Annotated in this window: 22 protein-coding genes and 1 tRNA gene; 15 read left to right on the top strand and 8 right to left on the bottom strand. The window is 66.1% G+C overall.

From position 1 onward, the window contains the following. Positions 1 to 22: 22 nt before the first annotated feature. The 4 genes from ACOCMM_RS15515 (at position 23) to ACOCMM_RS15500 (ending at position 5,304) form a co-directional block, all read left to right on the top strand. A complete protein-coding gene (locus ACOCMM_RS15515; RefSeq protein WP_419554035.1) occupies positions 23 to 1,081 on the top strand; it encodes a branched-chain amino acid ABC transporter permease in 1,059 nt (352 codons plus the stop codon). A gap of 29 nt (positions 1,082 to 1,110) precedes the next feature. Next, positions 1,111 to 2,937, top strand: a complete 1,827-nt coding sequence (locus ACOCMM_RS15510; RefSeq protein ID WP_419554034.1) for a branched-chain amino acid ABC transporter permease — start codon at positions 1,111 to 1,113, stop codon at positions 2,935 to 2,937. A 178-nt stretch (positions 2,938 to 3,115) separates the two neighbouring features. Further along, positions 3,116 to 4,060, top strand: coding sequence for a branched-chain amino acid ABC transporter permease (locus ACOCMM_RS15505; RefSeq protein WP_419554033.1), 945 nt, complete (start codon positions 3,116 to 3,118; stop codon positions 4,058 to 4,060). A 224-nt stretch (positions 4,061 to 4,284) separates the two neighbouring features. Further along, positions 4,285 to 5,304 carry a branched-chain amino acid ABC transporter permease gene (locus ACOCMM_RS15500; protein WP_419554032.1) on the top strand — a complete coding sequence of 340 codons (1,020 nt, stop codon included), beginning with the start codon at positions 4,285 to 4,287 and terminating at the stop codon, positions 5,302 to 5,304. 178 nt (positions 5,305 to 5,482) lie between these two features. On the opposite strand, the gene ACOCMM_RS15495 is transcribed toward ACOCMM_RS15500, so the two are convergent. Next, positions 5,483 to 5,638, bottom strand: a complete 156-nt coding sequence (locus tag ACOCMM_RS15495) for a hypothetical protein (RefSeq protein ID WP_419554031.1) — start codon at positions 5,636 to 5,638, stop codon at positions 5,483 to 5,485. Positions 5,639 to 5,749: 111 nt separating this feature from the next. Here ACOCMM_RS15495 and ACOCMM_RS15490 point away from each other — a divergent pair, with 111 nt between their 5' ends. After that, complete coding sequence (locus ACOCMM_RS15490) at positions 5,750 to 7,480, top strand: ABC transporter substrate-binding protein (protein ID WP_419554030.1); 1,731 nt, start codon at positions 5,750 to 5,752, stop codon at positions 7,478 to 7,480. Positions 7,481 to 7,596: 116 nt separating this feature from the next. On the opposite strand, the gene ACOCMM_RS15485 is transcribed toward ACOCMM_RS15490, so the two are convergent. Further along, on the bottom strand, positions 7,597 to 8,763 hold the full coding sequence (locus tag ACOCMM_RS15485) for a nitroreductase family protein (RefSeq protein ID WP_419554029.1): 1,167 nt from the start codon (positions 8,761 to 8,763) through the stop codon (positions 7,597 to 7,599). An 84-nt stretch (positions 8,764 to 8,847) separates the two neighbouring features. Between ACOCMM_RS15485 and ACOCMM_RS15480 the strand changes: the two genes are divergently transcribed. Further along, positions 8,848 to 9,990 (top strand): acyl-CoA dehydrogenase family protein, encoded by a 1,143-nt coding sequence (locus tag ACOCMM_RS15480; protein ID WP_419554028.1) that lies wholly within the window; start codon positions 8,848 to 8,850, stop codon positions 9,988 to 9,990. 19 nt (positions 9,991 to 10,009) lie between these two features. Here ACOCMM_RS15480 and ACOCMM_RS15475 read toward each other — a convergent pair whose 3' ends face one another. Further along, positions 10,010 to 10,888, bottom strand: a complete 879-nt coding sequence (locus ACOCMM_RS15475; protein ID WP_419554027.1) for a polysaccharide deacetylase family protein — start codon at positions 10,886 to 10,888, stop codon at positions 10,010 to 10,012. 112 nt (positions 10,889 to 11,000) lie between these two features. On the opposite strand from ACOCMM_RS15475, the gene ACOCMM_RS15470 reads away from it, so the two are divergent. From ACOCMM_RS15470 to ACOCMM_RS15440, 7 genes are all read left to right on the top strand, one after another. Beyond that, the gene (locus ACOCMM_RS15470; RefSeq protein ID WP_419554026.1) at positions 11,001 to 12,614 is read left to right on the top strand and encodes a DUF3179 domain-containing (seleno)protein; all 1,614 of its coding nucleotides are present in this window, start codon (positions 11,001 to 11,003) and stop codon (positions 12,612 to 12,614) included. A 45-nt stretch (positions 12,615 to 12,659) separates the two neighbouring features. Further along, positions 12,660 to 12,732, top strand: a tRNA-Glu gene (locus tag ACOCMM_RS15465). 133 nt (positions 12,733 to 12,865) lie between these two features. Further along, complete coding sequence (locus ACOCMM_RS15460) at positions 12,866 to 14,344, top strand: class I adenylate-forming enzyme family protein (protein ID WP_419554025.1); 1,479 nt, start codon at positions 12,866 to 12,868, stop codon at positions 14,342 to 14,344. A 49-nt stretch (positions 14,345 to 14,393) separates the two neighbouring features. After that, a complete protein-coding gene (locus ACOCMM_RS15455; protein WP_419554024.1) occupies positions 14,394 to 15,911 on the top strand; it encodes an FAD binding domain-containing protein in 1,518 nt (505 codons plus the stop codon). After that, positions 15,908 to 18,244, top strand: coding sequence for a xanthine dehydrogenase family protein molybdopterin-binding subunit (locus ACOCMM_RS15450; RefSeq protein ID WP_419554023.1), 2,337 nt, complete (start codon positions 15,908 to 15,910; stop codon positions 18,242 to 18,244). Before ACOCMM_RS15455 ends, ACOCMM_RS15450 begins: the two co-directional genes overlap by 4 nt. 78 nt (positions 18,245 to 18,322) lie before the next feature. After that, positions 18,323 to 19,318, top strand: coding sequence for a helix-turn-helix transcriptional regulator (locus ACOCMM_RS15445; RefSeq protein ID WP_419554022.1), 996 nt, complete (start codon positions 18,323 to 18,325; stop codon positions 19,316 to 19,318). Beyond that, the gene (locus ACOCMM_RS15440) at positions 19,318 to 20,292 is read left to right on the top strand and encodes a helix-turn-helix transcriptional regulator (protein WP_419554021.1); all 975 of its coding nucleotides are present in this window, start codon (positions 19,318 to 19,320) and stop codon (positions 20,290 to 20,292) included. Before ACOCMM_RS15445 ends, ACOCMM_RS15440 begins: the two co-directional genes overlap by 1 nt. Before the next feature lie 14 nt (positions 20,293 to 20,306). Here the strand turns inward: ACOCMM_RS15440 and ACOCMM_RS15435 are convergent, their stop codons facing one another. After that, positions 20,307 to 21,113 (bottom strand): endonuclease/exonuclease/phosphatase family protein, encoded by an 807-nt coding sequence (locus tag ACOCMM_RS15435; RefSeq protein WP_419554020.1) that lies wholly within the window; start codon positions 21,111 to 21,113, stop codon positions 20,307 to 20,309. A 42-nt stretch (positions 21,114 to 21,155) separates the two neighbouring features. Here ACOCMM_RS15435 and ACOCMM_RS15430 point away from each other — a divergent pair, with 42 nt between their 5' ends. Continuing rightward, complete coding sequence (locus ACOCMM_RS15430) at positions 21,156 to 21,899, top strand: alanyl-tRNA editing protein (RefSeq protein WP_419554019.1); 744 nt, start codon at positions 21,156 to 21,158, stop codon at positions 21,897 to 21,899. A gap of 79 nt (positions 21,900 to 21,978) precedes the next feature. Beyond that, positions 21,979 to 23,532, top strand: coding sequence for a DNA-methyltransferase (locus ACOCMM_RS15425; RefSeq protein ID WP_419554018.1), 1,554 nt, complete (start codon positions 21,979 to 21,981; stop codon positions 23,530 to 23,532). A gap of 20 nt (positions 23,533 to 23,552) precedes the next feature. On the opposite strand, the gene ACOCMM_RS15420 is transcribed toward ACOCMM_RS15425, so the two are convergent. The 4 genes from ACOCMM_RS15420 to ACOCMM_RS15405 are packed head-to-tail and all read right to left on the bottom strand — an operon-like array spanning position 23,553 to position 25,501. Beyond that, on the bottom strand, positions 23,553 to 24,311 hold the full coding sequence (locus ACOCMM_RS15420; RefSeq protein WP_419554017.1) for a PIG-L deacetylase family protein: 759 nt from the start codon (positions 24,309 to 24,311) through the stop codon (positions 23,553 to 23,555). Further along, the gene (cofC, locus tag ACOCMM_RS15415; protein ID WP_419554016.1) at positions 24,301 to 24,918 is read right to left on the bottom strand and encodes a 2-phospho-L-lactate guanylyltransferase; all 618 of its coding nucleotides are present in this window, start codon (positions 24,916 to 24,918) and stop codon (positions 24,301 to 24,303) included. The genes ACOCMM_RS15420 and cofC overlap by 11 nt, the downstream gene beginning before the upstream one ends. A 21-nt stretch (positions 24,919 to 24,939) precedes the next feature. Then, positions 24,940 to 25,287, bottom strand: a complete 348-nt coding sequence (locus ACOCMM_RS15410) for a type II toxin-antitoxin system VapC family toxin (protein ID WP_419554015.1) — start codon at positions 25,285 to 25,287, stop codon at positions 24,940 to 24,942. After that, positions 25,280 to 25,501 (bottom strand): CopG family transcriptional regulator, encoded by a 222-nt coding sequence (locus ACOCMM_RS15405; protein WP_419554014.1) that lies wholly within the window; start codon positions 25,499 to 25,501, stop codon positions 25,280 to 25,282. The genes ACOCMM_RS15410 and ACOCMM_RS15405 overlap by 8 nt, the downstream gene beginning before the upstream one ends. Positions 25,502 to 25,528 lie beyond the last annotated feature (27 nt).

Here is a 25,528-nt window from a genome sequence, read left to right as displayed (position 1 = left end):
CGCGAAGGGACTGGATCAGACCGTGAACTGGAACTTCGACATTCTCCCGGATTTCATCTTCAACGGCCTTCGCGATGGTGCCGTCTACGGCGCGGTAGCGCTGGCGCTGGTGCTGATCTTCAAGGCGACGACGCTGATCAACTTCGCCACCGGCGAGCTGGCGATGCTCGGCGCGTTCTTTGTGTATGTGCTCAACATCGAGCGGGGCTGGTGGCTGTGGCTGTCGATCCTGGTGGCGATGCTCGTGAGCGCCGCAATCGGCGCCGCAGTTGAGCGAGCGCTCGTCAGACCCTTCGACCCCGACGACCACCTTCCGGTGGTGCTCATCACGCTGGGCTTGTTCTTGATCATCAACGCCGTAGCGGGCGATATCTGGAACTACCAGGTGCGCCGTGTGAACGATCCGTTTGGCGCATTCCCGAGCTGGGTGCCCAACGGCAGCGAACTCAAGACAACAAGCGACGGGATGATTAACTGCGCCCCCGACGCCGAGGGTGTCTTGCGGGAAGTCGCACCGGGCACTATCGATGCAGAGACCTGCGACATGGTCGGCCGGACATTCTGGGAAGTGCTCGGCGCTCGCCTGCACTACCGCACGATCGGCACGTGGGTCGCCCTGGCGCTGGCGCTGGTCGCTCTCGCCATCATCCTGGGCAAGACCAAGGCTGGGCTTGCGTTCCGGGCGGTGTCGTCCAACGCCGAGTCTGCCCGGCTCGTGGGTGTCAACACCGGCCGCACGCTGGGCTTCGGCTGGGCGCTGGCATCGGTGTTCGGCACGCTTGGTGCGGCACTCGTCGCACCCGCGCTGGGCGGTGTCAACCCCAACATGATGCTGACCATCCTGATCTACGCATTGGCTGCCGCAGCACTCGGCGGGCTTGACAGCCTCGGCGGCGCAGTGATCGGCGGCCTATTGGTCGGGCTCATCAAGGCGGTGCTGGTCTCGTGGTTCGGCGTCGTTGTGATGGGCCAGGCCTATTTCTCGATCTTGCAGCTGGCAATGGCATTCCTGCTGATCCTGATCGTTCTGCTGTTCCGTCCCGCGGGGCTCTTCGGAACCCGCCGCATCGAGCGCGTCTAGCTCAACGACCCAAGGGGAGTTGCTGAGGTATGAGTTCACCACTGCTCATCGTTTCCAAGGGGAGCACGCAGCACCGTCAGTGGCAGTTCCTGAGCTGGGGCTACGCCATTGCGCTGGCGGTCCTTGTGCCGCTCGTGCTGCAGCCGTTCGAGATCGGCAAGATGAACCGCGCACTCGTGCTGATGGTCGCAGTTCTTGCTGTCAACCTGGTCGTCGGGTTCAACGGCATGCTCGCTTTGGGCCACTCGGCGTTCATGGGCATCGGCGCATTCGTCGCGGCCTCGATGGTCCAAGACGAGCTCTGGGACTACTGGATGATCATCCCGGTCGTCCTGGTCGTTGGATTTGCCATCGGGGTGATCGTCGGTCTGCCGGCACTCCGCGTGAAAGGTCTATATCTCGCGTTGGTCACCATCGCGCAGGCAGCCGTGTTCCCAACGCTCGTCAACATCGACGAATTGGGCATCGCACGTCGCACCGGTGGACCAAACGGGCGAGATGTCGCCGAGGAAGTCGACCGGCAAGAGTCCGGCTTCTCCAGCTTCTTCGAGTGGCTGCCGGGTGTCGACGGCGCTCGCGGCGCCAATGCGTATCGCTACTGGATCCTGCTGGTCATCGTCGTGATGGCGCTGCTGCTGGTCCGCAACATCATGCGAAGCCGGCCCGGCAGAGCAGTCCTTGCCATTCGTGACAACGAATCCGGTGCTGCTGTGTACGGCGTGAACTTGCCGCTGTACAAGACCGTGAACTTCGCGCTGAGCGCCTCGCTCGGTTCGCTGGCGGGCCTCATGTGGTGCTTGGACAAAGGTTTCGTGGCTGGCCAGGACTTCACCTTCCTGCTGGCAATCGACCTGATCATCGGCTTGGTGATCGGCGGTGTCGGCACCCTGCAAGGATCAGTGTTCGGCGGCCTGTTCGTTGTGTGGGTACGAGACCTCACGAAGCGCATTTCGATCCCGCTGGGCTTCTACACACTTGATGGCGATGGCCCGCTGTCGGCTGCCATCTTCGGCCTGATCCTCATCTTGTTCACCTTCTTCGCTCCCGGCGGCATTGCCTCCATGGTGACGGCGGTCCAGAAGAAGATCATCCACGTTGTTCCGCTGACACCGGATGGTGACCCCATCGCATCGCTTGATGATCTGGATCCAGGGCCGTCGTCAACTCGAGCGACGTGGGCGCTTCGGTTCGCCGTGCTCGGCCCCGTGTTGCTGGTCATCGGCTGGGTGCTGATGAACGTCGACAACCTGATTCTCGGCACGCTGGCCTTTGCGCTTCGATTCGGCATCGTCGTGCTCGCACCGATCGTCGTGTTTGTGTCGATGAACGAGCTTCGGGCGGCCAAGTCCGGCCGACGTGGCGAAAACGCAGCTGCAGTGATCTCGCAAGCCACGACGGCCGGTGTGATCGGCGTCCTGAGTTTTGCGTACATCAAGACCTTGGCCTTGAACATCGCGCTGCGAGCCCACCACGTCGGGCACCTTGCTCGAGAGGCTGTGGCGGTCAATCCTGACGGTAGGACGGTCCCCGCAATTCCTCTTGTCAACGAGGCCCGGAAGTCGAAGGACTTCGTGGGTACGGCTGGCGATTTCTGCGCCACCTTGCCGGAAGGCGAGATCAGCTCCATGTCGGTCGCCGAGCTGTGCGAGATCGCACGACCTGCCATCGACGCTTCAGAGACGCCGGTTGGCTTCTGGCTGGTCGGGTGGCCAACGCAGAGCATGCTCGCGCTGGTGTTGAGCGTCATTTCCATCGCAGTGTTGGTTGTCGTCGGGCTGCGGTACTTCGTCTTCGCTGAGCCCAAGACTGAGTCTGCCCCCGCCCCCGAACCTGAAGACGTCGGCACCTCGGCGTAGCAAGAGTTCAGCGGCGAACCTCACGCCGCCGCTGGGTTGCTGGGCATCGTGGGGATCGCTGTCGGGCGACGCGCCGGGCTGCTTCTCCGAGCGGCGGCTTATCGGGCCATGGGCCAGGCGACGGCAAGGGTGTCGAGTCAGGTGACAGCCAAGAACCGAGGAAGGCTGAGCAGCTGAGATGGATCTAGCTCTGCTGCTGCAGCGAATCTTCGACGCCCTGTTCAACAGCGCCATCTACTCATCATTGGCGTTGGCGCTGGTCATCATCTTCCGGTCCACCGGACTGTTGAACTTCGCCCAGGGCGAGATGGCCACCTTCTCGGCCTATGTCGCCTTCGTCCTGCTCGCCGGGGCGGCACCCGGCGTCACCGGGGGCGGGCTGGCGTCATGGTTCGGGGCGCCGCTGGCTACTCCGTTGGCGATCGCCGTTGCTGTCATCATCGGCATCGCGGCCGGAGCTGCGACCGAGCGTGTGCTCATTCGGCCACTGCGAGACGCACCGGAGCTAGCGCTCGTAAACGTCACCATTGGCATCCTGCTGGCGCTGAATTCGCTGATGGGGCAATGGTGGGGAACCGGGCCGCGCGTTTTCCCGACGTTCTTCCCGTCCTCTCCCGACGACCACTTCGGCATCGCTGGGGCCCGGCTTCGATTCTCGACGGTCGGAGCGTGGCTCGTGCTGCTGACGCTGTTGGCACTGCTGGCCTTGCTCTTGCGCTACACGCGGGCTGGCCTCGCGTTCCGGGCAGTTTCGATTGATGCAGAGTCGGCGGCGCTGAACGGGATCCGCGTCGGACCCACGCTGATGTATGGATGGGCACTGGCGGCAGGGCTCGGAGCCATCGCGGCGAATATGAGCGCCAACTCAGTGTTGCTCGAGCCCACGATGATGGTGCGGGTGCTGGTGTACGCCTTCGCAGCCGCCACCCTCGGAGGGTTGGACTCGCCGAAGGGGGCGCTGATCGGCGGTGTGATCATCGGTCTGAGTCAAACGCTCATCCCCGCATATGTCCCATTCATCGGCTTCGAGCTGAGCGTGCTGCCCGCACTGGTCGCGATGGTTGTCGTGCTCATTGTGCGACCGGCCGGCTTGTTCGGCACTCAGCAGATCGAGCGGGTGTGAGCGGCGACGGGTGGCCGACGCCGTTGCCTCGCCCGGGCGACGACGATGAGGTCTCGGGTTCCGATGCCAGCGTCTTTGCGGTGTTTGCCCCACCGGGGGAGGCGGAGCAAGCGGCGACCGGCGCGTCCCAAGCCGTACATGAGCAGCCAGTACCCCCCAGCGTTGGAGTTGTAACGGACGGTTTCCCAAAGGACCCATCGCAAGCGCTCCCGGGGCGTCGGCGGATGAGCCCGCTCAGCTGGATCGGCGCCCTGCTGGCAGGAGCGTGGCTGATCGTGATGCCGCTGACCAGCACGGTGACCGAATTGCGGCAGAACACTCAGATCGTGATCATGGTCCTTGCGGTGCTGGGCGTGAATATCGCCACGGGCTATGGCGGCATGATCAGCCTGGGTCATGGGGTCTTCGTGGCGGTCGGTTCGTTCGCTGCGGCATACGCCGTTGACGACATGGGGTTGCCATGGCTCCTCTCAATCCTCGCGGGGGCCGCTGTTGCGGGCGCAGTCGGTGCGCTGGTCGGCCTCCCGGCCCTGCGCATCAAGGGCATCCACCTCGCGCTCGTGACCCTCGGGCTTGCCATCGTGTTCCAGCCGCTCGCCAAGCGCGTCCCTGCATTCTCGGGGGGCGTCAGTGGCCGCGCGGTGGGCGCCGAAATGGTGCCACCAGAGTGGTTCGGCACGAGTCGCTGGGCTGAGGGGCTGTATCGCTACCTGATCTGCTTGGCGATCGTGGCATTGGCGATGTGGGTGACGCACAACGTCGTCAACAGTCGGCCGGGTCGGGCGATGCGTGCAATTCGGGACAACGACACGGCCGCGGCTGTGTACGGCGTCAACCTGGTGGCCACTAGGGTCAATACGTTTGCGGTGAGCGCGTCCCTGGCTGGCCTCGCAGGAGCCCTTGGCATCGTGCTCGTGCCGTTCACCTCGCAGGAGTCATATCCGTTCCAGGAATCCTTGGTGCTGTATGCCACTGCCGTGCTCGGCGGATTGGGCTCGCTGTGGGGCTCAGTGCTCGGCGTTGCCATCCGGGAGGTCTTCTCGAGGATCGGCGAGCTCCTCGGCGGCGTGAGCGGGCTCGGTCCGGTCGGCGAATTCCTGAGCCTGCTCGATGAGGAGCAGTTCGTATTCGGTGTGCTGCTGGTGGCGCTGACGTTCATTTTCCCCCGGGGACTTGTCGGGATGTTCACACGACGCCGCGAGGTGCAGGCTCCCCGTTCTCCCGGAAATCGAACGCGCGCTTGAAATCGTCGCGAGATTGACGCACCTCAGCTCGTCGCGCCAAGGCTGTTGCAACGCTGACTGCGCAGATCGAGGCGGGGAAGTACGGCGTCGGTGACGACGGCATCCTGCGCGGCCCTGAGGGCTTCGAGGAGTGGGCGCACGCCAACTCCGATGTGGTGAGCGAGTACCTGCCGGTGAGTCACGACCCGGCTGCGCCGACGCTGACCAACGAGATGACGACCATCTTGGCGTTCGAGCCTGATGTGTTCATCTCGATGACGGCGGGCAACAGTCCGCCGGCCCTTGCGCGTGCCGAGACGAGGTCGCGGAATCGAAATCGTCGCAGAATTGACATGAGACCTCCGGTGACCGGCTCAACGCCGAGAACTAGCGTCACTCTCGACCGGTCCGGTTTCTGTGCGATTCCGTTTCCGGTTTGTCTTTTGTAACCGAAGGGGGAGACAACATGACCAAGCGTCGAATGTGGCGCTTGCTGGCCCTGCTATTCGCGTTCTCGCTTGTTGCCGCTGCGTGCGGCGGCGGCGATGACGACGCGGATGATGGCGGAGCCGGCGAGACAGAGACCGAAACCACCGCCGCGGCAAGCGAAGACGAGGCGATGGAAGAGGAGGAGATGGCCGAAGAGGAAGAAGACGAGGGCGCCACTGGTGCTCTCGGCGGCGCCGCGGCCGAGGAAGAGATCGAGGCGGCAGTTGCCGGCGAGGATGACGAAGAGGAGATGGCCGAAGAGGAGATGGCCGAAGAGGAGGAGATGATGTTTGATCGCTCCACCCTCGATGGCATCTTCGAAGAGGCTGCTGCTCGCCGCGCCAAGACAGTGGCAACGATCACGGAGAAGCTCGAGTCGGGTGAGTACACCACAGGCCTCGAACCCGGTGGTGACGGCATCCTGCGCGGCCCTGCGGGCTTCGAGATCGACATGAGTGCCTGCCCCGACGACTGGTCGGACACGACAGGCATCACCGACTCGCAGATCCGCATCGGCCACACCACGGCCCAGTCGGGCAACCTGGCTGCGTACGGCAACATAGCGTATGGCTGGGAGAACTACTTCAACTGGATCAACGACAACGACCCGATCATGGTCGGCGACTCTTCCCGTGACTTGACGCTGATCGTCAAGGACGACGCCTACGTGGCCGCTCAGACGATCGAGTTCGTGGACGAGCTGATCGAGGCGGAGAACGTGTTCTCGATCCTGACGCTGGGCTCGCCGAACACCTTGGCGGTGTACGACAAGATCAACGAGGAGTGCATCCCGCACCCGTTCGTGATGACCGGCCACCCAGCTTGGGGCGACCCTGTCAACCACCCGTGGACCACCATCATGCAGATGTCGTACTCGACCGAGTCGATCCTGTGGGGTGCTTGGATCAAGGAGAACCTGGGGGATCTGCTGCCGGTGAAGGTTGCCGGTCTGGTGATGGACAACGACTTCGGTCTGGCCTACGAGCTCGGCTTCGAGGAGTGGGCAGGTGCCAACTCCGACGTGGTGAGCGAGTACCTGCCGGTGCGTCACGACCCGGCTGCGCCGACGCTGACCAACGAGATGACGACCATCTTGGCGTTCGAGCCTGATGTGTTCATCTCGATGACGGCGGGCAACCCGTGCTTGCTGGCCATCCAGGAAGCCGGTCAGAGCGGCCTGTACGACGACATCAACGCCAAGGGCGGCGCGCTGTTCACGCCGTCGGTGTGCAAGGGCATCGAGGCCTACATGAAGCCGGCTGGCGACTTCGCCAATAACTGGTGGATCATCGGCGGCGGGTCGAAGGACTCCACCGATCCGAAGTTCGTCGATGAGCCGTTCATGTCGTTCGTGAACGCTAATCTCGAGGCGGGTGGCTTGGACTCGAAGGTGTCGCTGTACGCCATCGGCTATACCTACGGCTATCCGTACGGCGAGGCGCTGCGCATTGCGGCTGATCTTCCGGGCGGTCTGAACCGAACGAACTTCATCCTGGCGGTGCGTTCGATCGACGTCTACCACCCGATGCTTCTCGACGGCATCATCACCCAGCTCAACGGCAACGCTGATGCGTACTTCGTCGAGGGTTCGGACTTCAGCCAGTTCGACGCCACCGTGCAGACTTGGAACCAGGTCGGTGACGTCGTGGACGTCAATGGCAAGTCCACGAACTGCGCTTGGGACAAGGACAACGGCGGCTGCCGCTAGGCAGGCGCTGCATCTGATTCCCTAGTTGACCGAACGGTCAACGAAGAGGGCCGGCGGGCATCAGCCCGCCGGCCCTCTCGCGTTCATGCTGTGATGTCTGAGCGCAGCCCTCGGCCTCACTCGCCGTCGACGATGGCCTTGACGCCTTCGACGACGCGCTGCATGTTGGCTCGGAGGGTCTCTCGGCGCCGGTTCAGCACTCGCTGCTCTTTCGCCGGATCACGGAGTGCGATGGGAACGGTGCCGTTGTTCTCTTGGCCGATCAGCATCGAGAACCGAAGCCTGCTACCCCCGCCCTGCTCAGCGAGGTCGAAACGCCACACCGCGCCAGGGGTCTCGGTGTCAGTCACCCGCCACTCGAATGCTGTGCGTTCCTCCCAGGCAGTGACGATGCAGTCGGTCTGCCAGTCGAACACATCCGGAATGGAATTGCGGCCCTTGAAGGTGGATCCGACGCCGACAGGGCCGTCGGATGTCCACTCGGCACCCAGGAACTCCTCGGAGAACTCGGCTGGCATGTTGATGTCGGAGATGACCTCCCACACCGCTCGAGGACGTGCATCGGTGTCGACCTCCACGACGACGCCCTGACCGTCGGTGACCCTGGCTGTGCCGTCGGCGCTCGGCCGCTGGCGAGTGAAGCCCCACTGGTCGAAGTAGGTGATCTCGCTCGCCGGTCGCCGAGGTGCTGGCGAGAACTCGGTGCCCTTGGTGTAGGCCACCGGGAAGCACACAAGGGTGGTCAGGCCCGGCGGCATGCCCAACAGCTCGGCCACCTCGTCGGGCTTGTTGTTGAGCATCGTGGCGTAGGCGGTGCCGAGACCGCGGGAACGCAGGGCCAGATTGAAGCTCCAAGCCGACCCGATGGCGCTGTCGAACAGCCCCGGCCGGCCGCTGTTGTCGTGGATGCCCCAGATCGCGAGCATGACCAGCGCCGGCGCCTTCGCATAGTTCTCGACGAGGTAGGCGCTGGAGCTGACGATGTGCTCCTTGGGGTGACCGGTGCCGTCGAGACGCCCGCGTGCGTTGATGAAGATGGTGCCGACCTCTGCGTACAGCTCCCCGAGCTGGTTCTTGAGCTCCTGGTCCCGGATCACCATCCAGCGACGGCTTGCGTCGTTGCCGCCCGTGGGCGCTTGTTCCGCGAGATCGACGCACTCGAAGATGAGTTCGTCGCTGACCCAGCGGTCCAAATCGAGCCGCTTGCGCACGGCCCTCGTGGTCGTGAGCAGACGGTCCACCTGATCGAGATCGAATCCAGCTTCTGAGATGCGTTCACCCATGGCGGTACGTTAGGTCGCCGCGGGACAGCGGTGCCTTGGCCACGATGCACCCCACCACGGGGAGCCCGCTTCGGGGAGGGCGCAGTGCAGTTGACTGAGGAGCAGCAACAGATTCGCGACGTGGCGCGGAGCTTCGCCCAGCGCGAGATCGCTCCCTTTGCGGCAGCGTGGGATCACGATGGGGGAGCGCCTCGGGAGCTGTTCCGGCAGATGGCCGGCGTCGGGCTCATGGGCGTGATGATCGATCCTTGCTGGGGCGGTGCGGGCGCCGATTTCGTGTCGTACGCGTTGGCCATCGAGGAGATCTCAGCTGCCGACGGCGGGATCAGCAACATGATGGCGGCGAACAACTCGCCCGTGGCTGCGGCGATCGAGCAGTCCGGAACCGATCAGCAGCGCCGCGACTACCTCACCAAGCTTACGAGCGGTGAGTGGCTGGGCTGCTTTCACCTCACTGAGCCGCACACCGGTTCAGACGCAGCGGCGATCCGGACGCGGGCCACTGCAGACGGTGACGAGTACGTGTTGAACGGCCACAAGGCCTTTATCACCGCAGGCTCCAGCGCCGATCTAGCGATGATCGTGGCGGTGACCGACCCCGCAGCCGGCAAGCGGGGCATCACGACGTTCGTCACTCCGACCGACAATCCCGGCTACCAGGTGATCGCCACCGAGACCAAGCTCGGCCACCGCACCAATGACACCTGCCAAGTGGTCTTCGAGAATATGCGGGTGCCGGCCGCAGACGTGCTCGGCGAGCCCGGTCGCGGCCTCGGCATCGCGCTGGGAAACCTCTCGCTGGGTCGCATCGGCGTGGCTGCCCAGGCCACCGGCGGAGCGCGAGCTGCGATGCGGGCCGCTTACGAGTACGCCCAGGAACGGGAGACCTTCGGGCGTCCCATCATTGAGCACCAGGCCATCTCATTCACCTTGGCCGAGATGGCGACCCAGATCGAGGCTGCCCGGCAGCTCTACCTGCACGCCGCCCAGATGCGCGACCAAGGTCTCGAGTGCGCCCGGGAGGCCTCGATGGCCAAGCTGTTCGCGTCGGAGATGGCCGAGCGAGTGGCCTCGAAGGCCATCCAGATCCATGGCGGCTACGGGTACCTGGCCGACTACCCGGTCGAGAAGATCTACCGCGACGTGAGGGTGTACCAGATCTACGAAGGCACCTCTGAGGTTCAGAAGATGCTGATCAGCCGCATGCTCGATGGCACCGACTGGTAGGTCGCTGCGACAGTTCTGGCTACTCGATGCCGAGTTGGCGACCTGCCCGCCAGGACTCCGCGACATCGCACATGCGGGCGTAGCTCACGCCGAGATCGGTCATCTGTTCGATCCATCGCTCCATCTCGTACAGACGCCCGCCCCGCCCAATCGCCTGGGGGTGGAACGTGACCGTGCACACGCCATGCCCGACTTCGCTCACCATCCACTTCACATCCGAAAGAAACCCGTCAAACATTGCGCCGGGGTTCTCGAGCCCGGTCAGGATCGTGTTCTTGAAGGTAACGAACTCGAGGTGGACGTAGTCGTCGAGGTGCCAGCTGAACGGGAGCTCGACCAGGTCGATCTGCTCGCCGAACTCCATGGGCCCATCGGTTGGGAATCGGTCACCGGTGCGCAGCCAATAGGGGGCGTAGTCATGGCCCATGAGCGACGAGTCGTAGCTGAGGCCGAATTCGGTGAGCAGGTCGACCGTCCACGGATTGAGGTCTCCTGACGGTGCCCGGTAGCCCTTCGGCGGCGCACCGGTGAGCGTCTCGATCTGGGCGAAGGTCCGCTCGAGGATGGCGCGTTCCTCCTCCTCGCTGAGCCGGGGGTTGTACTCGTGGGCGTAGCCATGCAGTCCCACTTCGCAGCCGGCGTCGACGACCATCCGGGCGGCGTCGGGGTAGGTGTCGATGGAATGACCGGGAATGAAGAACGTGCAGCCGATGTCGTGGCGCGCCAGCAGCTTCAGGATCCGGGGCACGGCAACCGCTCCGAATTCGCCCCGCGAGATGGGGGTCGGTGTGGTTTGGCGACGGGCTATCCACAGCGACGGTCCGTCGAAATCGAACGTCAGGCACACATAGCCCGCCGGGTTGTCAGGTATCGCGTCGGCGCTCAGCCCGTTGTCCATGTCAGTTCCCCCTTCGGTGTGCCGCAGCCGCGGCAGCGCATCCCGAGCGTCGTTCTAGTCCAACAAGCCCGACTGTGGCGCAGCGAAGCCCTGCCATAGGCTCGCCGGCCATATGCGAAAGCTGATCTGCGTGGCCGTGGCCGTGAGCGTGCTCGTCGCCGCGTGCTCGACTTCGCAGGAGGACCCCGGCGGCGCATCGGTCGCCGAGTCCACGACCACGCTGGCCCCGTCCGGCGTCGACGTGGTCGACGACTCAGAGGTAGTCGAGGCTGCGCCAATCGAGACTGCACCCTCGGACACTGCGCCCACTGACACAGTGCCGCCGACGACGACGGAGCCGTTCTTTCCCGGCACCGAGGACGGGCGGCCGTTTCTCGAGCTCACCCTGCTCGAGAAAATCGACGAGTTCCTGGAGCTGCCGAACACGGCGTTTGCAGCCAATATCGCAGGAGAGATGGGCCTGAGCGGCGAACAGCGCTGGGTGCCGTGGATCCTGGACGTCATGCGCTTCGGCGGCACGCAGGACGTCACGCTGGCATCGATGCGGGCGCTGCAGACGCTCACCGGCATCGAGAGCACCCAGGACTTCAGCTCCGACTACGTCAGGTACGGCTCGTGGTATCGCACGAATGGCATCGATCCTGGTGAGGGTTACGAGATCTGGAAACGGGTGCTGTATGCGTACGTCGAGTACCAGTACGAAGACTTGTTGGCGCAGGTCACCGACCGGGTGAAGCTGGGCGCCATCCAGTGGGGCGGTGTGCGCCGTGGCGGCATTCCCGAGCTGAACAACCCCGAGCGGCTGACACCTGCCGAGGCGGACTTCATGACTCCCGAAGAGCTGGTGCTCGGCGTCGTGATCGGCGGCGAGGCCGGGGCCTATCCGGTGCGTTTCCTTGCACGCCATGAGCTGCTGAACGACGTCGTCGGTGGCGTGCCGGTGGCGCTCGGCTACTGCACGCTGTGCTTGACAGCGCTCATGTTCGACCGACGGCTCCCGAACGGTGACGAGCTCACGTTCCAGACATCGGGCCTGCTGATGGACTCAAACAAGATCATGATCGACAACGAGACCGAGAGCCTGTGGAACCACCTCTCGGGCACCGCGTTCGCCGGCCCGCTGGAGGGCACGAAGCTGGAGCAGTACCCGGTCGCCACCGTGCGCTGGGCGGACTGGCTCGCCGACCATCCCGATACGTTCACGCTCGACACACCCCCGCCGACGTACTACCCCGAGATGCCCGAGCGTCCGCCGATCGCCTACGACTACACGCCGGGCGCGGCCTACCGCACGTACTACTCCAGCGAAGACCTCTGGTTCCCGACGTTCGAGACGCCCGCGGTTTTCGCACTCAAGGACGAAGTGGTCACGATCGACCGCAACGGCCATGCTCTGGCGCTCGGCCTGACTGCGCTCGAGGCCCGGGACCCGTTCGTGTTTGTTCTCGGAACCGAACCGCTGGTGATCGTGCCGAACCAGGGCGGAGCCAGGGTCTACAGCGCAGCGGACGTTGAAGGAGTACCGGCCGCAGCGTGGCGACACCGAGCCCCAGTCGAAGTGGCTCCTCAAGGTGTGCTGCACGACCAGTTGCTCGTCAACGGTCTTGACGGACGCAACCGTGTCGACATCAGGCTGCCGCGCATCGTGTCGTCACAGTCGTTCTGGTTCGCCTGGTACGGCTTGCATCCTGACACCGAGATCTGGCCGCCAGTCGACGAGAAATAGGGACGAATCGGGCGGTGGATATGCTGGCGAGTCGCATCGCAACCAGCCCCCATCGTCTAGCGGCCAAGGACACCACCCTCTCAAGGTGGCGGCACGGGTTCGAATCCCGTTGGGGGTGCTCCATGTCAGCTCAACTCGGGCGGCGCATTCGTCAAGAACCCAGTGGGCACGCGTCTCAGTGGTCTAGGCATCTGCCGCCCGGACGCAGTGCTGCCGACGTAGATCTCACTGCGGGCGGGACCCTGCCTGCGGTGTGGCTGGACCGATGGTCGTCCGATCCGCAGCGCACGGTGGTGTGGGATTCGCACGATGGCTGGGTGACCGGCGCCCAGCTGTCTGAACGCGCCCAGGATGTCGCTCGGCGTTTGGCTGGTGTAGGCATCGTGCCCGGTGACCGGGTGCTCATGAGCGGACCGAGTTCAGCTCGGCTCGTCGCGGCACACGCTGCGCTGATGGGGATGGGTGCGGTGGTGGTCCCGCTGAACGGTGCCTTCCGGGCCGACGAGGTGCGCGGCGTGGTGGCCGACTGCTGTCCCACCGCTGCTTTAGTGGAGGGCGTCGGCAGCTCCGGCGAGTGGGAGCAGTGGATCGCTTCGGCCGATCCGGCCGTATTGGTCGGCGACTTTGACGTGGCCGATCTCGAGAGTGGCGCAGCGGACGCTGATCTCGACCTGCTTGCAGAGGCCCGTCTGCGCCAGCCCGCCGACCCTGCACTGATCGGATACACGTCCGGTACGACGGGGCGTCCCAAAGGTGCGGTTCTCAGCCACGCGAACCTGCTGGCATCGGTGCGAGCGCTGGAGCTGGCGTGGCGCTGGACGCACGATGACGTTCTGGTGCTAACGCTGCCGCTGTTTCACATGCACGGTCTCGGTGTCGGAGTGCACGGAACGCTCACCGTTGGGGCTCGGGCGGTGCTGCAACCGAGCTTTGAGCCGGACGCCGTCTTCGATGCGATTGCCGAGCACCAAGCCACGCTTTTCTTCGGCGTCCCGACGATGTACTCCCGGCTGGTGGACTCGCGGAGGGCAGCCGAACTGTCGGCACTACGACTGTGCGTTTCGGGCTCGGCGCCCATGCCCGCCGAGCTGCACGATGCCGTGCGGGAGGCCAGCGGTCAGCATGTCATCGAGCGTTACGGCATGACCGAGACGGTGATGCTGGTGTCCAACCCCTACGACGAGCCGCGTCGGGCCGGCACCGTCGGCTTTCCGCTGCCGGGGGTGGAAGTACGTCTCGATGCTGTCCCGGCCACCGACCAGGCGTCTGCCGATGAAGCCACCGAAATCCTGGTGCGAGGTCCCAACGTGTTCTCGGGTTACTGGGAGCGGCCCGACGCCAACGCCCAGTCATTCACCGACGGCTGGTTCCGAACTGGCGACCTTGGCCAATGGGATGACGGCTACCTGCAGATCGTCGGTCGCGCCAAGGAGCTCATCATCTGTGGCGGCTTCAACGTGTACCCCCGGGAGGTCGAAGAGGTCATCGCCTCCCACCCCGATGTGATCGAGTGCGCTGTGTGCGGCGAGCCCGATCCGGAGTGGGGCGAGGTGGTGGTGGCGTACGTGGTCGCCGAGCGGGACTTCGGTAACGACGAGCTGAAGGACTTCGTGGGCGAGCGCCTCGCCTACTACAAGCGGCCCCGCCGCACGCACCGGATCGCCGCGCTGCCCCGAAACGCCCTGGGCAAGGTGCGACGGCACGAACTCGCCGCCGAAACGGGCCGCTAGATCTTGGGGGTCGCCCGAGAACGGCGCATCTGACACCCTTGTATGCGGCATGTTCCAGCTTCACCCAGTCCAGCGGGCAGCCCCGCTGCCGACCCGGTATGTCGCACCCGGCTCACTTTCCGAGGCGGTCGATCTGCTGTCGTCGCACGGCGCCGCGGCGCGACTGATCGCCGGCGGCACCGACCTGATGCTCGAACTGAGTCGCGGGGCCCGCCCCGGTGTGGAGCTGCTCATTGACATCTCCGCTTTGCCGGGCCTCGACCGGATCTCCTACGACAACAGCACCGTCTCGTTGGCACCGCTTGTCACCCATGCCGATGTCATCGAGTCCGCACCGATGCTCACCGCCGGGCTGCCGCTGGCCCAGGCGTGCCTGGAGGTGGGTTCGCCGCCGCTGCGCAACCGAGCGACCGTGGTGGGCAACATCGTCACGGCCAGCCCTGCAAACGACACCATCTCGGCGCTGGTTGCGCTTGGCGCCCATGTCACGATGCTGTCGGCAAGGGGTGAGCGCACGGTTTCCATCGCCGAGTTCTTCACCGGCTTCCGCCAGACCGTTCTCGAGCCCGACGAGATCGTCACCGCAGTGACATTCGAGGCCCTCGACGGTGCGCACCGGTCCGGCGTCTTCGTGAAGCTGGGTCTGCGCCGGGCGCAGGCCATCTCGGTGGTGCATGCCGCCCTGGTGGCGGAGCTGCGAGACGGGGCAGTTGCCGATCTCGAAGTTGCCCTCGGCAGCGTCGCCGCAACGATCATCACGGTGCCCGAGGCCGCCGAGCTGGCGCGGGGTCGGGAATTGACCGAAGCCGCAGCCGACATCGTCACCGCAGCACGACGGGCGGCGACGCCTATCGATGACATCCGCGGCAGTGCCGAGTACCGGTCGCACGCCGTCGGCGTCGTGGTGGATCGTGCCGTTGCGGCGCTGGCCAGCGGTACGGCGGCAGAGCGATGGCCGCACGAGCCGCCGCGGCTGGCTTCGGCGGCGGGCCGGGACCGTGCTGGGTCGGCGTCGACGGTGCTGGACGGATCCGGCGACGTCGTCACGACGACGGTGAACGGTGAGCAACGCAGCGCGGCAAACGCTTCGAGCAAGACGCTGATGGACTGGCTGCGCGACGATCTCGGCCTCACCGGCACCAAGGAGGGCTGCGCAGAAGGGGAGTGCGGCGCGTGCACGGTTCACCTCGACGGCGTCACCGTGTTCTCGTGCTTGGTGCCAGCGGGCCGAGCCGACGGGGCGACGATCATCACGGTCGAAGGGGTGGCCTCGCCCGAAGGCGAGCTGCACCCGTTCCAGCAGGCCATGGTGGAAACCGGCGGAGCACAGTGCGGATTCTGCACCCCCGGTTTCGTGATGAGCGCCGTGGCACTGCTCGACGAGATCGCAGAGCCCACCGCCGAGCAGATCACCATCGGATTGTCAGGCAACCTCTGCCGCTGCACCGGCTACTGCTCGATCATCGAGGCGGTGCAAGCCGCCTCGGTTGGCACGGGGGCGGTGCGGACCGCCTCGGTCGGCACGGCGGCGGTCAAAGAAGCAGCCGACAAGGAGGCTGCGTCATGAGGGACGGTGCCGCCCCCGGTACGCCTGGCGCGGCCATCGAGCTCGAGATGGCGACGCCCACCGCGGGTGGTCTGGGCCAGTCGCCGCCACGCGCCGACGGCCCTGCCAAAGTTTCTGGCCTCGCCGGCTATCCCGCTGACCGCATCGGTGCAGATGCGCTGTGGGCCTTTGTCGTCTTCACAGATCAGCCCCATGCTCGCCTCCGTCACCTCGACCTCGGCCCTGCCGAGCGCTCCGGGGGCGTCGTTGCGGTGTTCGGCTCCGCTGACGTGCCCCGCAACGAGTACGGGCTGACCAAGTTCGATCAGCCGGTCTTCGTCGGGCTCGATCACAACGGGAGCAGCCCGGTGCCCTGCGATGTGTCCCGCTGGGAAGCCGATCACCTGGCGCTCATCATCGCCGAGAGCCTCGCCCAGGCTCGTGCCGCCGCAGCTGCAATCGACGTCGAGTGGGAACCGCTGCCGGTCGTGGCCGATCTGGATGCAGCGCTGGGGGCTGGTGCACCGCTCGTACACGCCTATGACGGCGTCGGCTCCAACCTGTATGAGTCGATGCGCACCCGAAAGGGCGATCTCGACGCCGGTTTCGAAGATGCCGAGGTGGTCGTGGAGGCCACCTACGAGGTGCCCTACCAGGAGCACGCGTTCCTGCAGCCAGAAGCGGGAACCTCGTGGGTCGACGCCGAAGGCGCCGTGAACGTCGAGATAGCGGGCCAGTGGGTACACGAGGACCGTGAGCAGATCGCCCATGCCCTCGATCTGCCTGAGGACCGGATCCGGGTGCGCTATCCCGCCATCGGTGGTGCGTTCGGCGGGCGCGAGGACATGTCGCTGCAGATCATCCTGGCGCTGGCCGCCTACCGGCTCGCAGAGCAGGGCATCGACCGGCCCGTGGCCATGCAGTGGTCACGTGAAGAGTCCATCGTCGGTCACCACAAGCGCCACCGGGGGCGCATCTGGGCTCGTTGGGGCGCCGACCGCAACGGCAAGATCACCGCCGCGCAGGCCGAAGCGTGGCTGGACGCGGGCGCATACAACTACACCTCGAACAAGGTGATGGGGAATCTGCATCTCGGCCTCGGCGGGGCCTACGAGCTGCCGAACGCCGCCATCGACACCCATGTCGTGTACACGAATGCCACGCCGGGCGGAGCGTTCCGGGGCTTCGGGGCACCGCAGGCGGCTTTCGCCGTGGAGTGCCAGGTGAACAAGCTGGCCGAGGCGCTGGGCATGGACCCCATCGACATCCGCCGCGTCAACACGCTGCGGGAGGGGTCGCCGAGCATCGCTCACACCCCGATGCCGGCCGGCGTGACCATGCCCGAAGTGATCGAGGCGTGCGCTCACGCCGCTGCCCTGCCTGCCCGCCCTGCCGGCTCTGACATCGACGGCTCAGGGCTCTTCAGCCCGTTCGTTTCGCTGCCGGCTCGCCCGTCGTCGTTGCGTCGGGGCAGCGGCTTCGCCTGCGCGTTCAAGAACGTCGGGTTCTCGCTCGGTTTCCCCGAGCGCTGCGAGGCCACCATCGTGCTGTACGGCGAGCCCAGCGACGAGACGCCGTCGGGGGCAGAGCTGTCCCATGCCGGCGCTGACGTCGGCCAGGGTGCGCACACAGCGTTCCTGCAGATGGCAGCCGAGGCCACCGGTGTGGATCCAGCAAGAGTGGCAGGTCGCTTCAGCGACACCGGCACATCGGGCGACTCAGGCTCGGCATCGGCGTCGCGTATGACCTGGATGGCCGGCAATTCAATCCTCGGAGCTGCCGAGGAAGCCGAGAAGGCGTGGCGCGAGGGCGATCGGCCGGCCATCGGACACTTCCGCTTCACCCCGCCACCGACCACCGAACTGGATCCCGAGACCGGTGAGGGCATTCCCAACTTCGCCTATGGCTACGTTGCGCAGCATGTGGAGCTGACGGTCGACATTGACACCGGTCACATCCGCATCGACCGGGTGATCAGCGCGAACGACGTCGGACGGGCCATCAATCCTCGCTTCGTGGTGGGCCAGATCGAGGGTGCGGTGGCACAGGCGCACGGCCATGTGCTCAGCGAACATCTGCGCAGCCGGGACGGCCGGCTGCTGAATCCCCGGTTCAGCACCTACCTGATTCCCGGCATCGGCGACATTCCCGTCACCACCGAGAGCGTGGTGCTGGAATTGGCTGATCCGCTGGGTCCCTTCGGCGCCCGCGGCATGGCCGAGATGGGCGTGATCCCCTACGCACCGGCGGTTGTCGCGGCACTGGCGGATGCAACGGGCGTGTGGATGGACGACTTCCCGCTCACTCCAGAGCGAGTCTGGGCGGCGCTGCGAGACGCCGGCGCCAACGGCTGACGCCTGGGTTCGGGCCGCCCGGCCATCGGCTCCAGAACTCACCGGGCCGCCCTGCGGAGCAGCCCTACACTCCCGAAGGTGGCGACGCGATCACGGCCGGACGCAACCGAGCGCGTGATGGAACTCATGATGTACCTGCTGGCTCGCGACGTGCCCAAGACCCGCGAGCAGATCTGGCGGGACACTGGGCTCTATGCACCCGAGGGAAACACCGACCGGCTCCTGCACCAAAGTGCCCGCGCCTCATTCGAGCGAGACAAGGCGCTGATCCGCAACCTCGGTGTGCGCATCACCGAGACGATCGAACACGACGGCGCCATGTCGTACACAATCCGGCGCCGGGACTACTTCCTGCCTGACCTGCAATTGACTCCCGACGAACAGCTCGCGCTGCGCTTTGCGGCAGCCCGGGTGGACATCGGCGAAACATGGGACCTCGAGGCCGTTGCCAAGCTCACAAGTGCCGAGGCGGCAGAGTCAGTCCGCGGCTTGGAGCCACCCACCGCAGAGGTGGCGCTGGAGACTGCCGCTGCCGCCCAGCAGTCAGCCAGCGCGCTGCTGCCCGCGTTGGCGGCTGCTGCCGCGGAACGCGCTGCGGTCCGGTTCACCTACGGCGGCCGTGAGCGACACGTGCAACCGCTCGGTCTGCTGTGCCGGGCCGGTTACTGGTACTTCGCCGCCATCGAAGACGGCACGGCCAAGACGTTCCGCGTGGACCGCATGGAGGGCGACGCGGACGTGGGCGAGCGGGGTGCGTTTTCCAGAGCCGATGTCGACTTGGCGGGGCTGCTGCCGTCCGAGCCGATGGAGATCGACTTCGGCGACGATCTTGTGGCCCGGGTTCGGATCGATGCCACCATGGCGCACCAGCCCACCGCTGAGCGGGGCCAGGTCGTCGTGCGGCACGACGACGGTTCGGTGACGGTGGAGGCGCGAGTCCGCAACCGGACGGCGCTCCGTACGTGGCTGCTGGACATGGGTCGACATGCCGTCGTGGAATCGCCCCCCGAGCTGGTGGACGAGATCACGTCGTGGCTGCGAGCGCTGGTTTCCGGCGCAGAAACAGACCCGTGATGAGGGGCCCGAGCGCTTCGGCGAAGATCGAGCGGCTGCTGGCCATCGTTCCGTGGGTGGTCGAGCGCGGCGGCGCCACGGTGGGCGACATCGCTCAGCGCTTCGATATGGGGCCGAGCGCGGTGTATGACCTGCTGCTGGCGGCCATGTGTTACGAGGTGGCGGGCGCTGGCGTCTACCAGAACCTCGGCGTGGTCGTCTTCGGCGACGACGCTGACAATGGCGACGCAGGCGAGGCCTGGGTGCACGTCGAGCCTGGAGCCATGCTGGACCGGCCGCTCAACCTGTCAGTGCCGCAGGCGTTCGGCATCTTGGTGGCCGGCCAGTCGGCACTGGCGCTGCGCGGTGCTGACCGCTCGGGAGCCCTCGCGACGGCGCTCGACAAGCTGCGCGCTTCCTACGGCGAGCGAGTGCGGGTGTCGGTGGACCTGCCCGTGCCACGCCACCTGCCGATCCTGCGGGAAGCGCTGCGCACTGGGACCACGGTCAGCATCGAGTACTACACGCCCAACACCGACGCCCTCACCGAGCGCCAGGTCGACCCACTGGCGGTCTCGCTGCATGACGGCCACTGGTACCTGCGGGGCTGGTGCCATTTGCGCACCGACCTGCGCTCCTTCCGTATCGACCGGATCGACGGGTGTGCCGACACGGGCGTGCGGCACGGCCGCACCCCCGAGACGGGGGAGGTCGCGGACATCGCACCCGCCGAGTCCGACGAGACCACCGACGTCGTGATGTCGATTCCCCGCATCGACCTGTGGCGTGTGGAGGCCTACCCGTCTCGTGAGGTGACCGACGACGGGGATCGGTGCGTTGTCACCTACGCGATCCGCAGCCCGTGGGTGCTCAGCCAGATGCTCTTGCGCCTCGGGTCCGAGACGCACGTCGTCAACGCAGCAGAGCTGCCGCCCGAGCTGGCTCAAGCGGGACGCACAGCTGCTGCCGCGATCCTGGAGCTCTACGAGACCTAGCGGCCCGGCGTGCCTCAGTCGACGAGATCCACCGCCAGCCCGTAGTGATCCGACGGCACCACGCCGTCGATCGGCTCGGTGCCGATGAGCTGGATGGCCGAAATGTTGCCCACCGGGACCGGTCGGGGCGTGGAGACGAACACATAGTCGATGCGGCGGTTCGGCCACATGGCTTGGGACAGGTAGGGATTCTGGCCGCTCCAGGTGTGGCCTGGACCGTCGCCCGCCTGTGACCACGCGTCGCTGAAGACCAGCCCAGGCACTGGCGGGGGACGCTCGCCGGTGAGCATGCGGATCTCCTCGGACGTCGGCACCGCGTTGAAGTCGCCCGCCATGATGACGGGGAAGCCCTCGGGATCATGATGCGGCGCAGCCAGCTCACACAGTGTGGCCACCTGCCCCTGCCGGATCTCGCTGAGGTGGAAGCGATGCTCGAGGTGCGTGCAGATGACGGTCATCTCGCCGTCGCCGCGGGCGATGCGCGCCACGACGGCACTGCGGTGGCCCGATTGGTTGTCGACGGCCAGCGTGTGCACCTCTGAGGCCAGCGTGTGCACCTCTGAGCTGAGGATCTCCGACCGGCTCAAGATGGCGTTGCCGAACGATTCGCCCCTGCGACCGAACCTCGGGTGATGTGCGACGTGCATGCCAAGGCGTTCGGCCAGCACCGCCGATTGGTCCATGCCGTCTTGTGTGGCCCAGATCTCCTGGCAGCACACGATGTCGGGTTCGAGCGCTTCGAGTGCGGCAGCAACGGCGGAGTGTCGAGCCTTCCAGTCATCCCCGAAGCGCCACCACAGGTTCCACGTCGCCACTCGCACGGGCGCAACGGTAATTCGACGATTCCCCTATCGTCGGCGGCCATGTCGACCGATGAGAACGCTGACTCCCAGACCGACCAGATCTATCTGCGCGACGCCTTCCAGACGAGCGCCGAAGCAACCGTCGTCGCAGTGCGCGACGACGCGGTCGCACTTGACCGGACTGTCTTCTATGCGACCGGAGGCGGCCAGCCCCATGACACGGGCACGCTCGCCGACCCGAGCGGCAACGAGTGGCAGGTGCTGAACGTGCGCAAGGACGGTGGTGTCATTTGGCACTGGTTGGATCGGGAGCCGCCGTCGGTGGGAACGGCGGTCGAAGGCTCGATCGACTGGGACCGGCGGCTGCAGCTCATGCGCACCCACACGGCGCTGCACATCCTGTGCGGCGTCATCTGGAACGAGTGGGGCGTGCTGGTGACAGGCGGGAACATGGAGCCGCTGGCCGCGCGCATGGACTTCGAGTTCGGCCCGCTGCCGGAGGGATTCGCCTCCCGTGTCACCGAGTTGGTCAACGCGGAGATCGCTGCGGATCGCCCGATCGAGGTCAGCTTCCTGGACCGTGGTGCGGCGCTCGCCGATCCCGAGCTGATTCGCACGAAGGTGAACCTGATCCCTCCCTCGGTCACCAATATCCGGGTGGTGGACATCGTGGGGCTGGATCGCCAGGCTGACGGCGGCACGCATGTGTCGTCTACCGGGCCGGTCGGTCGCTTCGAGATCATCAAGACGGAGTCGAAGGGCAAGGGCAACAAGCGCGTGCGGATGGTGCTGCACGACGCCTGATCCGCGGGACCGCGACATCGGCTGTTGGTGGGCGCGCGTCCGTTCGTAATCGCTCGAGTTGAGCGCTACTCTGTGGAAAATGACTCCCCGGGAGCCATTGGGCGGAACGCGCCTCGTCACGCCGTCCGCCCGCCGGACGGCAACATCACGATTTGGCGCATCCCGGCGCGAGGGGCACGACGCCTCAGCGTTCTATGCCCGCTTCACCCCACCGGTGCTGTCCGACGACGACGCGGTTGCCCGCGGCCGCGAGTTCGATCCCGACTTGAAGAAGCACCTGGGCGACGGCTGCATCTGCGGCGACGCCCGGGAGATGGCTGCACTTCCCGACGCCTGCGTGGCGCTGGTGGTCACCTCACCGCCCTACTACGTGGGCAAGTCCTACGAGGACGCCGTCGCTGCGGGTTCCGACGATCGCATCCCGACTAGCTACTTCGACTACCTCGACATGCTCCGCGACGTGTTCGCCGAGTGCGTGCGGGTTCTCGAACCGGGTGGCCGCATTGCGGTCAATGTGGCGAATTTAGGCCGCAAGCCGTACCGCAGCCTGTCGGGTGACGTGGCGCGGATCTTCGAAGAACTCGGCTTGCTGCTGCGGGGCGAGATCGTGTGGCAGAAGAGCAAGGGATCAAGCGGATCGTGCGCGTGGGGATCATTCCGAAGCCCGTCCAACCCGACGCTGCGCGACACCACCGAGCGGATCGTCGTCGCCAGCAAGGGACGCTTCGATCGAGCCCGGTCGGCCGCCCAGCGACAGGACGAGGAGCTGCCGTTTCGCAGCAGCCTGTCCACCGACGAGTTCATGGAAGCAACGCTCGACGTGTGGGACATGGGGCCCGAGAGCGCCCAGCGGGTGCGGCACCCGGCCCCGTTCCCCCTCGAGCTGCCACGCCGCCTGATCGATCTGTACACCTACGAGGACGATCTCGTGCTGGATCCGTTCATGGGCTCTGGCACCACGCTGGTGGCCAGCGTGCTGTGCGGTCGGCTGCCGGTGGGCTACGACCTGGATCCCGACTACGTGGAGCTAGCCCGGTCGCGGGTGGCGCGTGCGAAGGTGTCGTGGCGTCAGCGTCAGCGCCCTGTCTCGCAGGCGCCGTTGTTCGGCACTGCCCAAGGTGGGTCTCCGATCAACGATGCGATGTCGGCAGACGCGTTCGTGCAGCAGGCCGTCGAGTCGGGCCGCAAGGCCCACGACATCGCCGCCGAGCTGCTGGGGCAGTGCGGCTTCGAGGTTCTGCGCAGTCCCGCCAGGTTGCGAGGCTCGGGCGTGCAGTTCAGCTTCTTGCTGGGTGACCGGACAGGCGAGGAGTGGTGGGCCGACGTGGCGGGGGCGTTCACCACGGTGCGGCCGGGCCTGCTGCGCGCCGACACGCTGTGGAAGGCGTTGGGGCGAGCTTCGGTGCTGGCCGCAGCGGAGCCTGAGGCCCGGTTGTTGTTGCTGACGCCGCATCTGCCCCGCTCAGGCGGCGAAGGCGATCGTGCGCTGCGCACGCTGGGGCCGTCCGCAGTGTTTGACGTCATCGAGTTGTTCGATCATGCGGCCGCAGCCCGGCTCGTGGGCTATGCCGGCGGCGCGGCGGCACCGCTGGCCGGCTACTGGGGCGATACCGAGATTGACGCCGCGCTCTAGCAGTGTTGCGACACTGCGCGCTACAGGTTCTTGATGCGCTTGAAGAGTTCGGCGTAAGCGAGTCCGGCAGGCTGGCCGCTGGCCACCGCCACGGCATCCACCCAGTCGGCGAAGCGCTGCACCTGGGCGGCGTCGTCGGGGTCGGTGATGTCGTGTGTGGTCACGAATTGGCTGCGATGGCACAGCAGAGCGGTGGTCTTGGCGGCCGTCCAGCCCTCGGCGTTCTCGGCGTGGTCGGGTTCGTCGGCTTCGAACAGCAGCAGTTCGTCGGGCCGGTGCGGCGGGAGGTCCTGCTCGGGGAAGAAGAACGGGTCGCGTGCGGCAACTACGCCTTCGACGGCCAGAAGCCCGGCATGCCGATGATCCGGATGCAGCCGGTAGCGCTTCCACGGATCATGCCCCAGCACAACAGCCGGCCGCAGCTCGCGGATGACTTGGGCGACCTGGGCCCGGGAGGAGAGATCGCTGTCCAGCTCGCCATCGATGTGGCCGCCGAAGCGCACCTCACCCGTTGCGCCCAGAGCCGCAGCGGCGGCGCGCTGCTCGCCTTGGCGGGTCTGCACCAGCTCGGCCTGGTCGCAATTGGTGTCCCAGGTGCCCTTGGAGCCATCGGTGCAGATGAAGTGATGCACGATGGTGCCGGCGGCAGCCCACTTGGCCAGCGTTGCGCCGCAGTCGAACTCGGCGTCGTCGGGGTGCGCTGCGATGACGAGCGCCGAGTCAGGCACCAGCAGGTCCACCGTGAACTCGGGCTCGGCGAACTCAGCTCTAGGGGGCATCGGCAGTTGTTGGCACCGAGAGGCCGGCGGCGTCGAAGTCGTCGGGCGTGTCGATGTCGAATTCGAGCGCCGCAACGCGGCGCACGCGCAGGTCGAGGCCGCGGTCCAGAGCCTCGTTGCAGTGGGCGGCGAACGAGCCCGGTCCGTAGTGGAATTCGAAGCCGGTCCCCAGCGGGAGCGCCATCACGTTGGTGCCGTCGAGATGCCGGTCCGGGACGATCGTGACCGTGCCGGCTTCTGCCAGCCCGGCGAGTGTCTCGGCATGGGGCAGGTCCGCGTGCGCGATCAGTACGTGGCCAGGGCTGTCGTGGTTGCGGACAGCGGCAGTTTCAAGTTCTGTGACGGCAGCGGTGAGGGCAGGGTTCAGGCCCTTGGCTTCGATCCACAACACGTCTGCGCCGACGGTGCGGGCCCAACCGGCCACCTCGTCGTTGTCGCAGACGACCTGCACGGGCAGTGATCCGGCCGCCTTGACGACCTGTGCGGCCATGTTGCGTGCCAGCTCGTCGCGCTCGGTCTCATTGAGACGCTCAGCGAGGCGGCCCTTCGCAAGCCGGAAGCCCTTGACGGGGATGAGCACGGTCGGCGTGACGCTCGTTGCAGTCACCCGCGGCGAGTGTATGGCTGCTCAGAGGTTCGAGCGCAGCCGCAGCCCCCGGACACGACCGAAGTCCGATTGGTTGCGTGACACCAATCCCAGACCATGCTCGAGGGCTGTCGCTGCGATAAGCGCATCGGGCAGCCGCACATCGGACTCTCGTCGGATGCGACCCGCGCGCTCGGCAATGGTCCTGTCCACGGGCAGCTCACGCAGCGGCCCCAGAAGATCCGACACGATTGCCGTTGCGGCCGTGCCTGCGAACAGCTCTGCGCGTGTGATGACCGAGTAGTGGAGCCGGTGGCGACCGAGTGCCAGCGACCGGTGGCCCCGCAGATGGTCGATGAAAATGTCGGTGTCGATGAGCAGGTCAGCCACGCTGCCATTCATCTCGCGTGGGGGCGTCGATGTCGTTCACGGCACCGAAGGTACGCGCCAGGCTCTCAGCAGCATCAGGAAGATATGACGACAGGTAAGCGTCGAGTGCTCGCCGAACGATCTCTGCCAAGGTAACGCCTTCGACGCTTGCGAGTTCGTCGATGCGTTCACGCTGTTGCTCGGTGAGGTATACCTGCGTGCGAGTTGCCGACATACAGCACAACATACAGCGTCAATGCCG

This window comes from Candidatus Poriferisodalis sp., assembly GCF_965198245.1.
Taxonomy (GTDB): domain Bacteria; phylum Actinomycetota; class Acidimicrobiia; order Acidimicrobiales; family Poriferisodalaceae; genus Poriferisodalis.
The sequence above is the reverse complement of the archived record's forward strand: the minus strand, read 5'-3'. Positions and strand labels throughout refer to the sequence as shown.

Coding starts and splice junctions, on each gene's coding strand:
- ACOCMM_RS15420 (WP_419554017.1), bottom strand. CDS start 24,311: ATGCCCCCTAGAGCTGAGTTCGCCGAGCCCGAGTTCACGGTGGACCTG.
- ACOCMM_RS15455 (WP_419554024.1), top strand. CDS start 14,394: ATGTTCCAGCTTCACCCAGTCCAGCGGGCAGCCCCGCTGCCGACCCGG.
- ACOCMM_RS15440 (WP_419554021.1), top strand. CDS start 19,318: ATGAGGGGCCCGAGCGCTTCGGCGAAGATCGAGCGGCTGCTGGCCATC.
- ACOCMM_RS15405 (WP_419554014.1), bottom strand. CDS start 25,501: ATGTCGGCAACTCGCACGCAGGTATACCTCACCGAGCAACAGCGTGAA.
- ACOCMM_RS15470 (WP_419554026.1), top strand. CDS start 11,001: ATGCGAAAGCTGATCTGCGTGGCCGTGGCCGTGAGCGTGCTCGTCGCC.
- ACOCMM_RS15475 (WP_419554027.1), bottom strand. CDS start 10,888: ATGGACAACGGGCTGAGCGCCGACGCGATACCTGACAACCCGGCGGGC.
- ACOCMM_RS15430 (WP_419554019.1), top strand. CDS start 21,156: ATGTCGACCGATGAGAACGCTGACTCCCAGACCGACCAGATCTATCTG.
- ACOCMM_RS15495 (WP_419554031.1), bottom strand. CDS start 5,638: ATGTCAATTCTGCGACGATTTCGATTCCGCGACCTCGTCTCGGCACGC.
- ACOCMM_RS15500 (WP_419554032.1), top strand. CDS start 4,285: ATGAGCCCGCTCAGCTGGATCGGCGCCCTGCTGGCAGGAGCGTGGCTG.
- ACOCMM_RS15490 (WP_419554030.1), top strand. CDS start 5,750: ATGACCAAGCGTCGAATGTGGCGCTTGCTGGCCCTGCTATTCGCGTTC.
- ACOCMM_RS15505 (WP_419554033.1), top strand. CDS start 3,116: ATGGATCTAGCTCTGCTGCTGCAGCGAATCTTCGACGCCCTGTTCAAC.
- ACOCMM_RS15510 (WP_419554034.1), top strand. CDS start 1,111: ATGAGTTCACCACTGCTCATCGTTTCCAAGGGGAGCACGCAGCACCGT.
- ACOCMM_RS15425 (WP_419554018.1), top strand. CDS start 21,979: ATGACTCCCCGGGAGCCATTGGGCGGAACGCGCCTCGTCACGCCGTCC.
- ACOCMM_RS15485 (WP_419554029.1), bottom strand. CDS start 8,763: ATGGGTGAACGCATCTCAGAAGCTGGATTCGATCTCGATCAGGTGGAC.
- ACOCMM_RS15450 (WP_419554023.1), top strand. CDS start 15,908: ATGAGGGACGGTGCCGCCCCCGGTACGCCTGGCGCGGCCATCGAGCTC.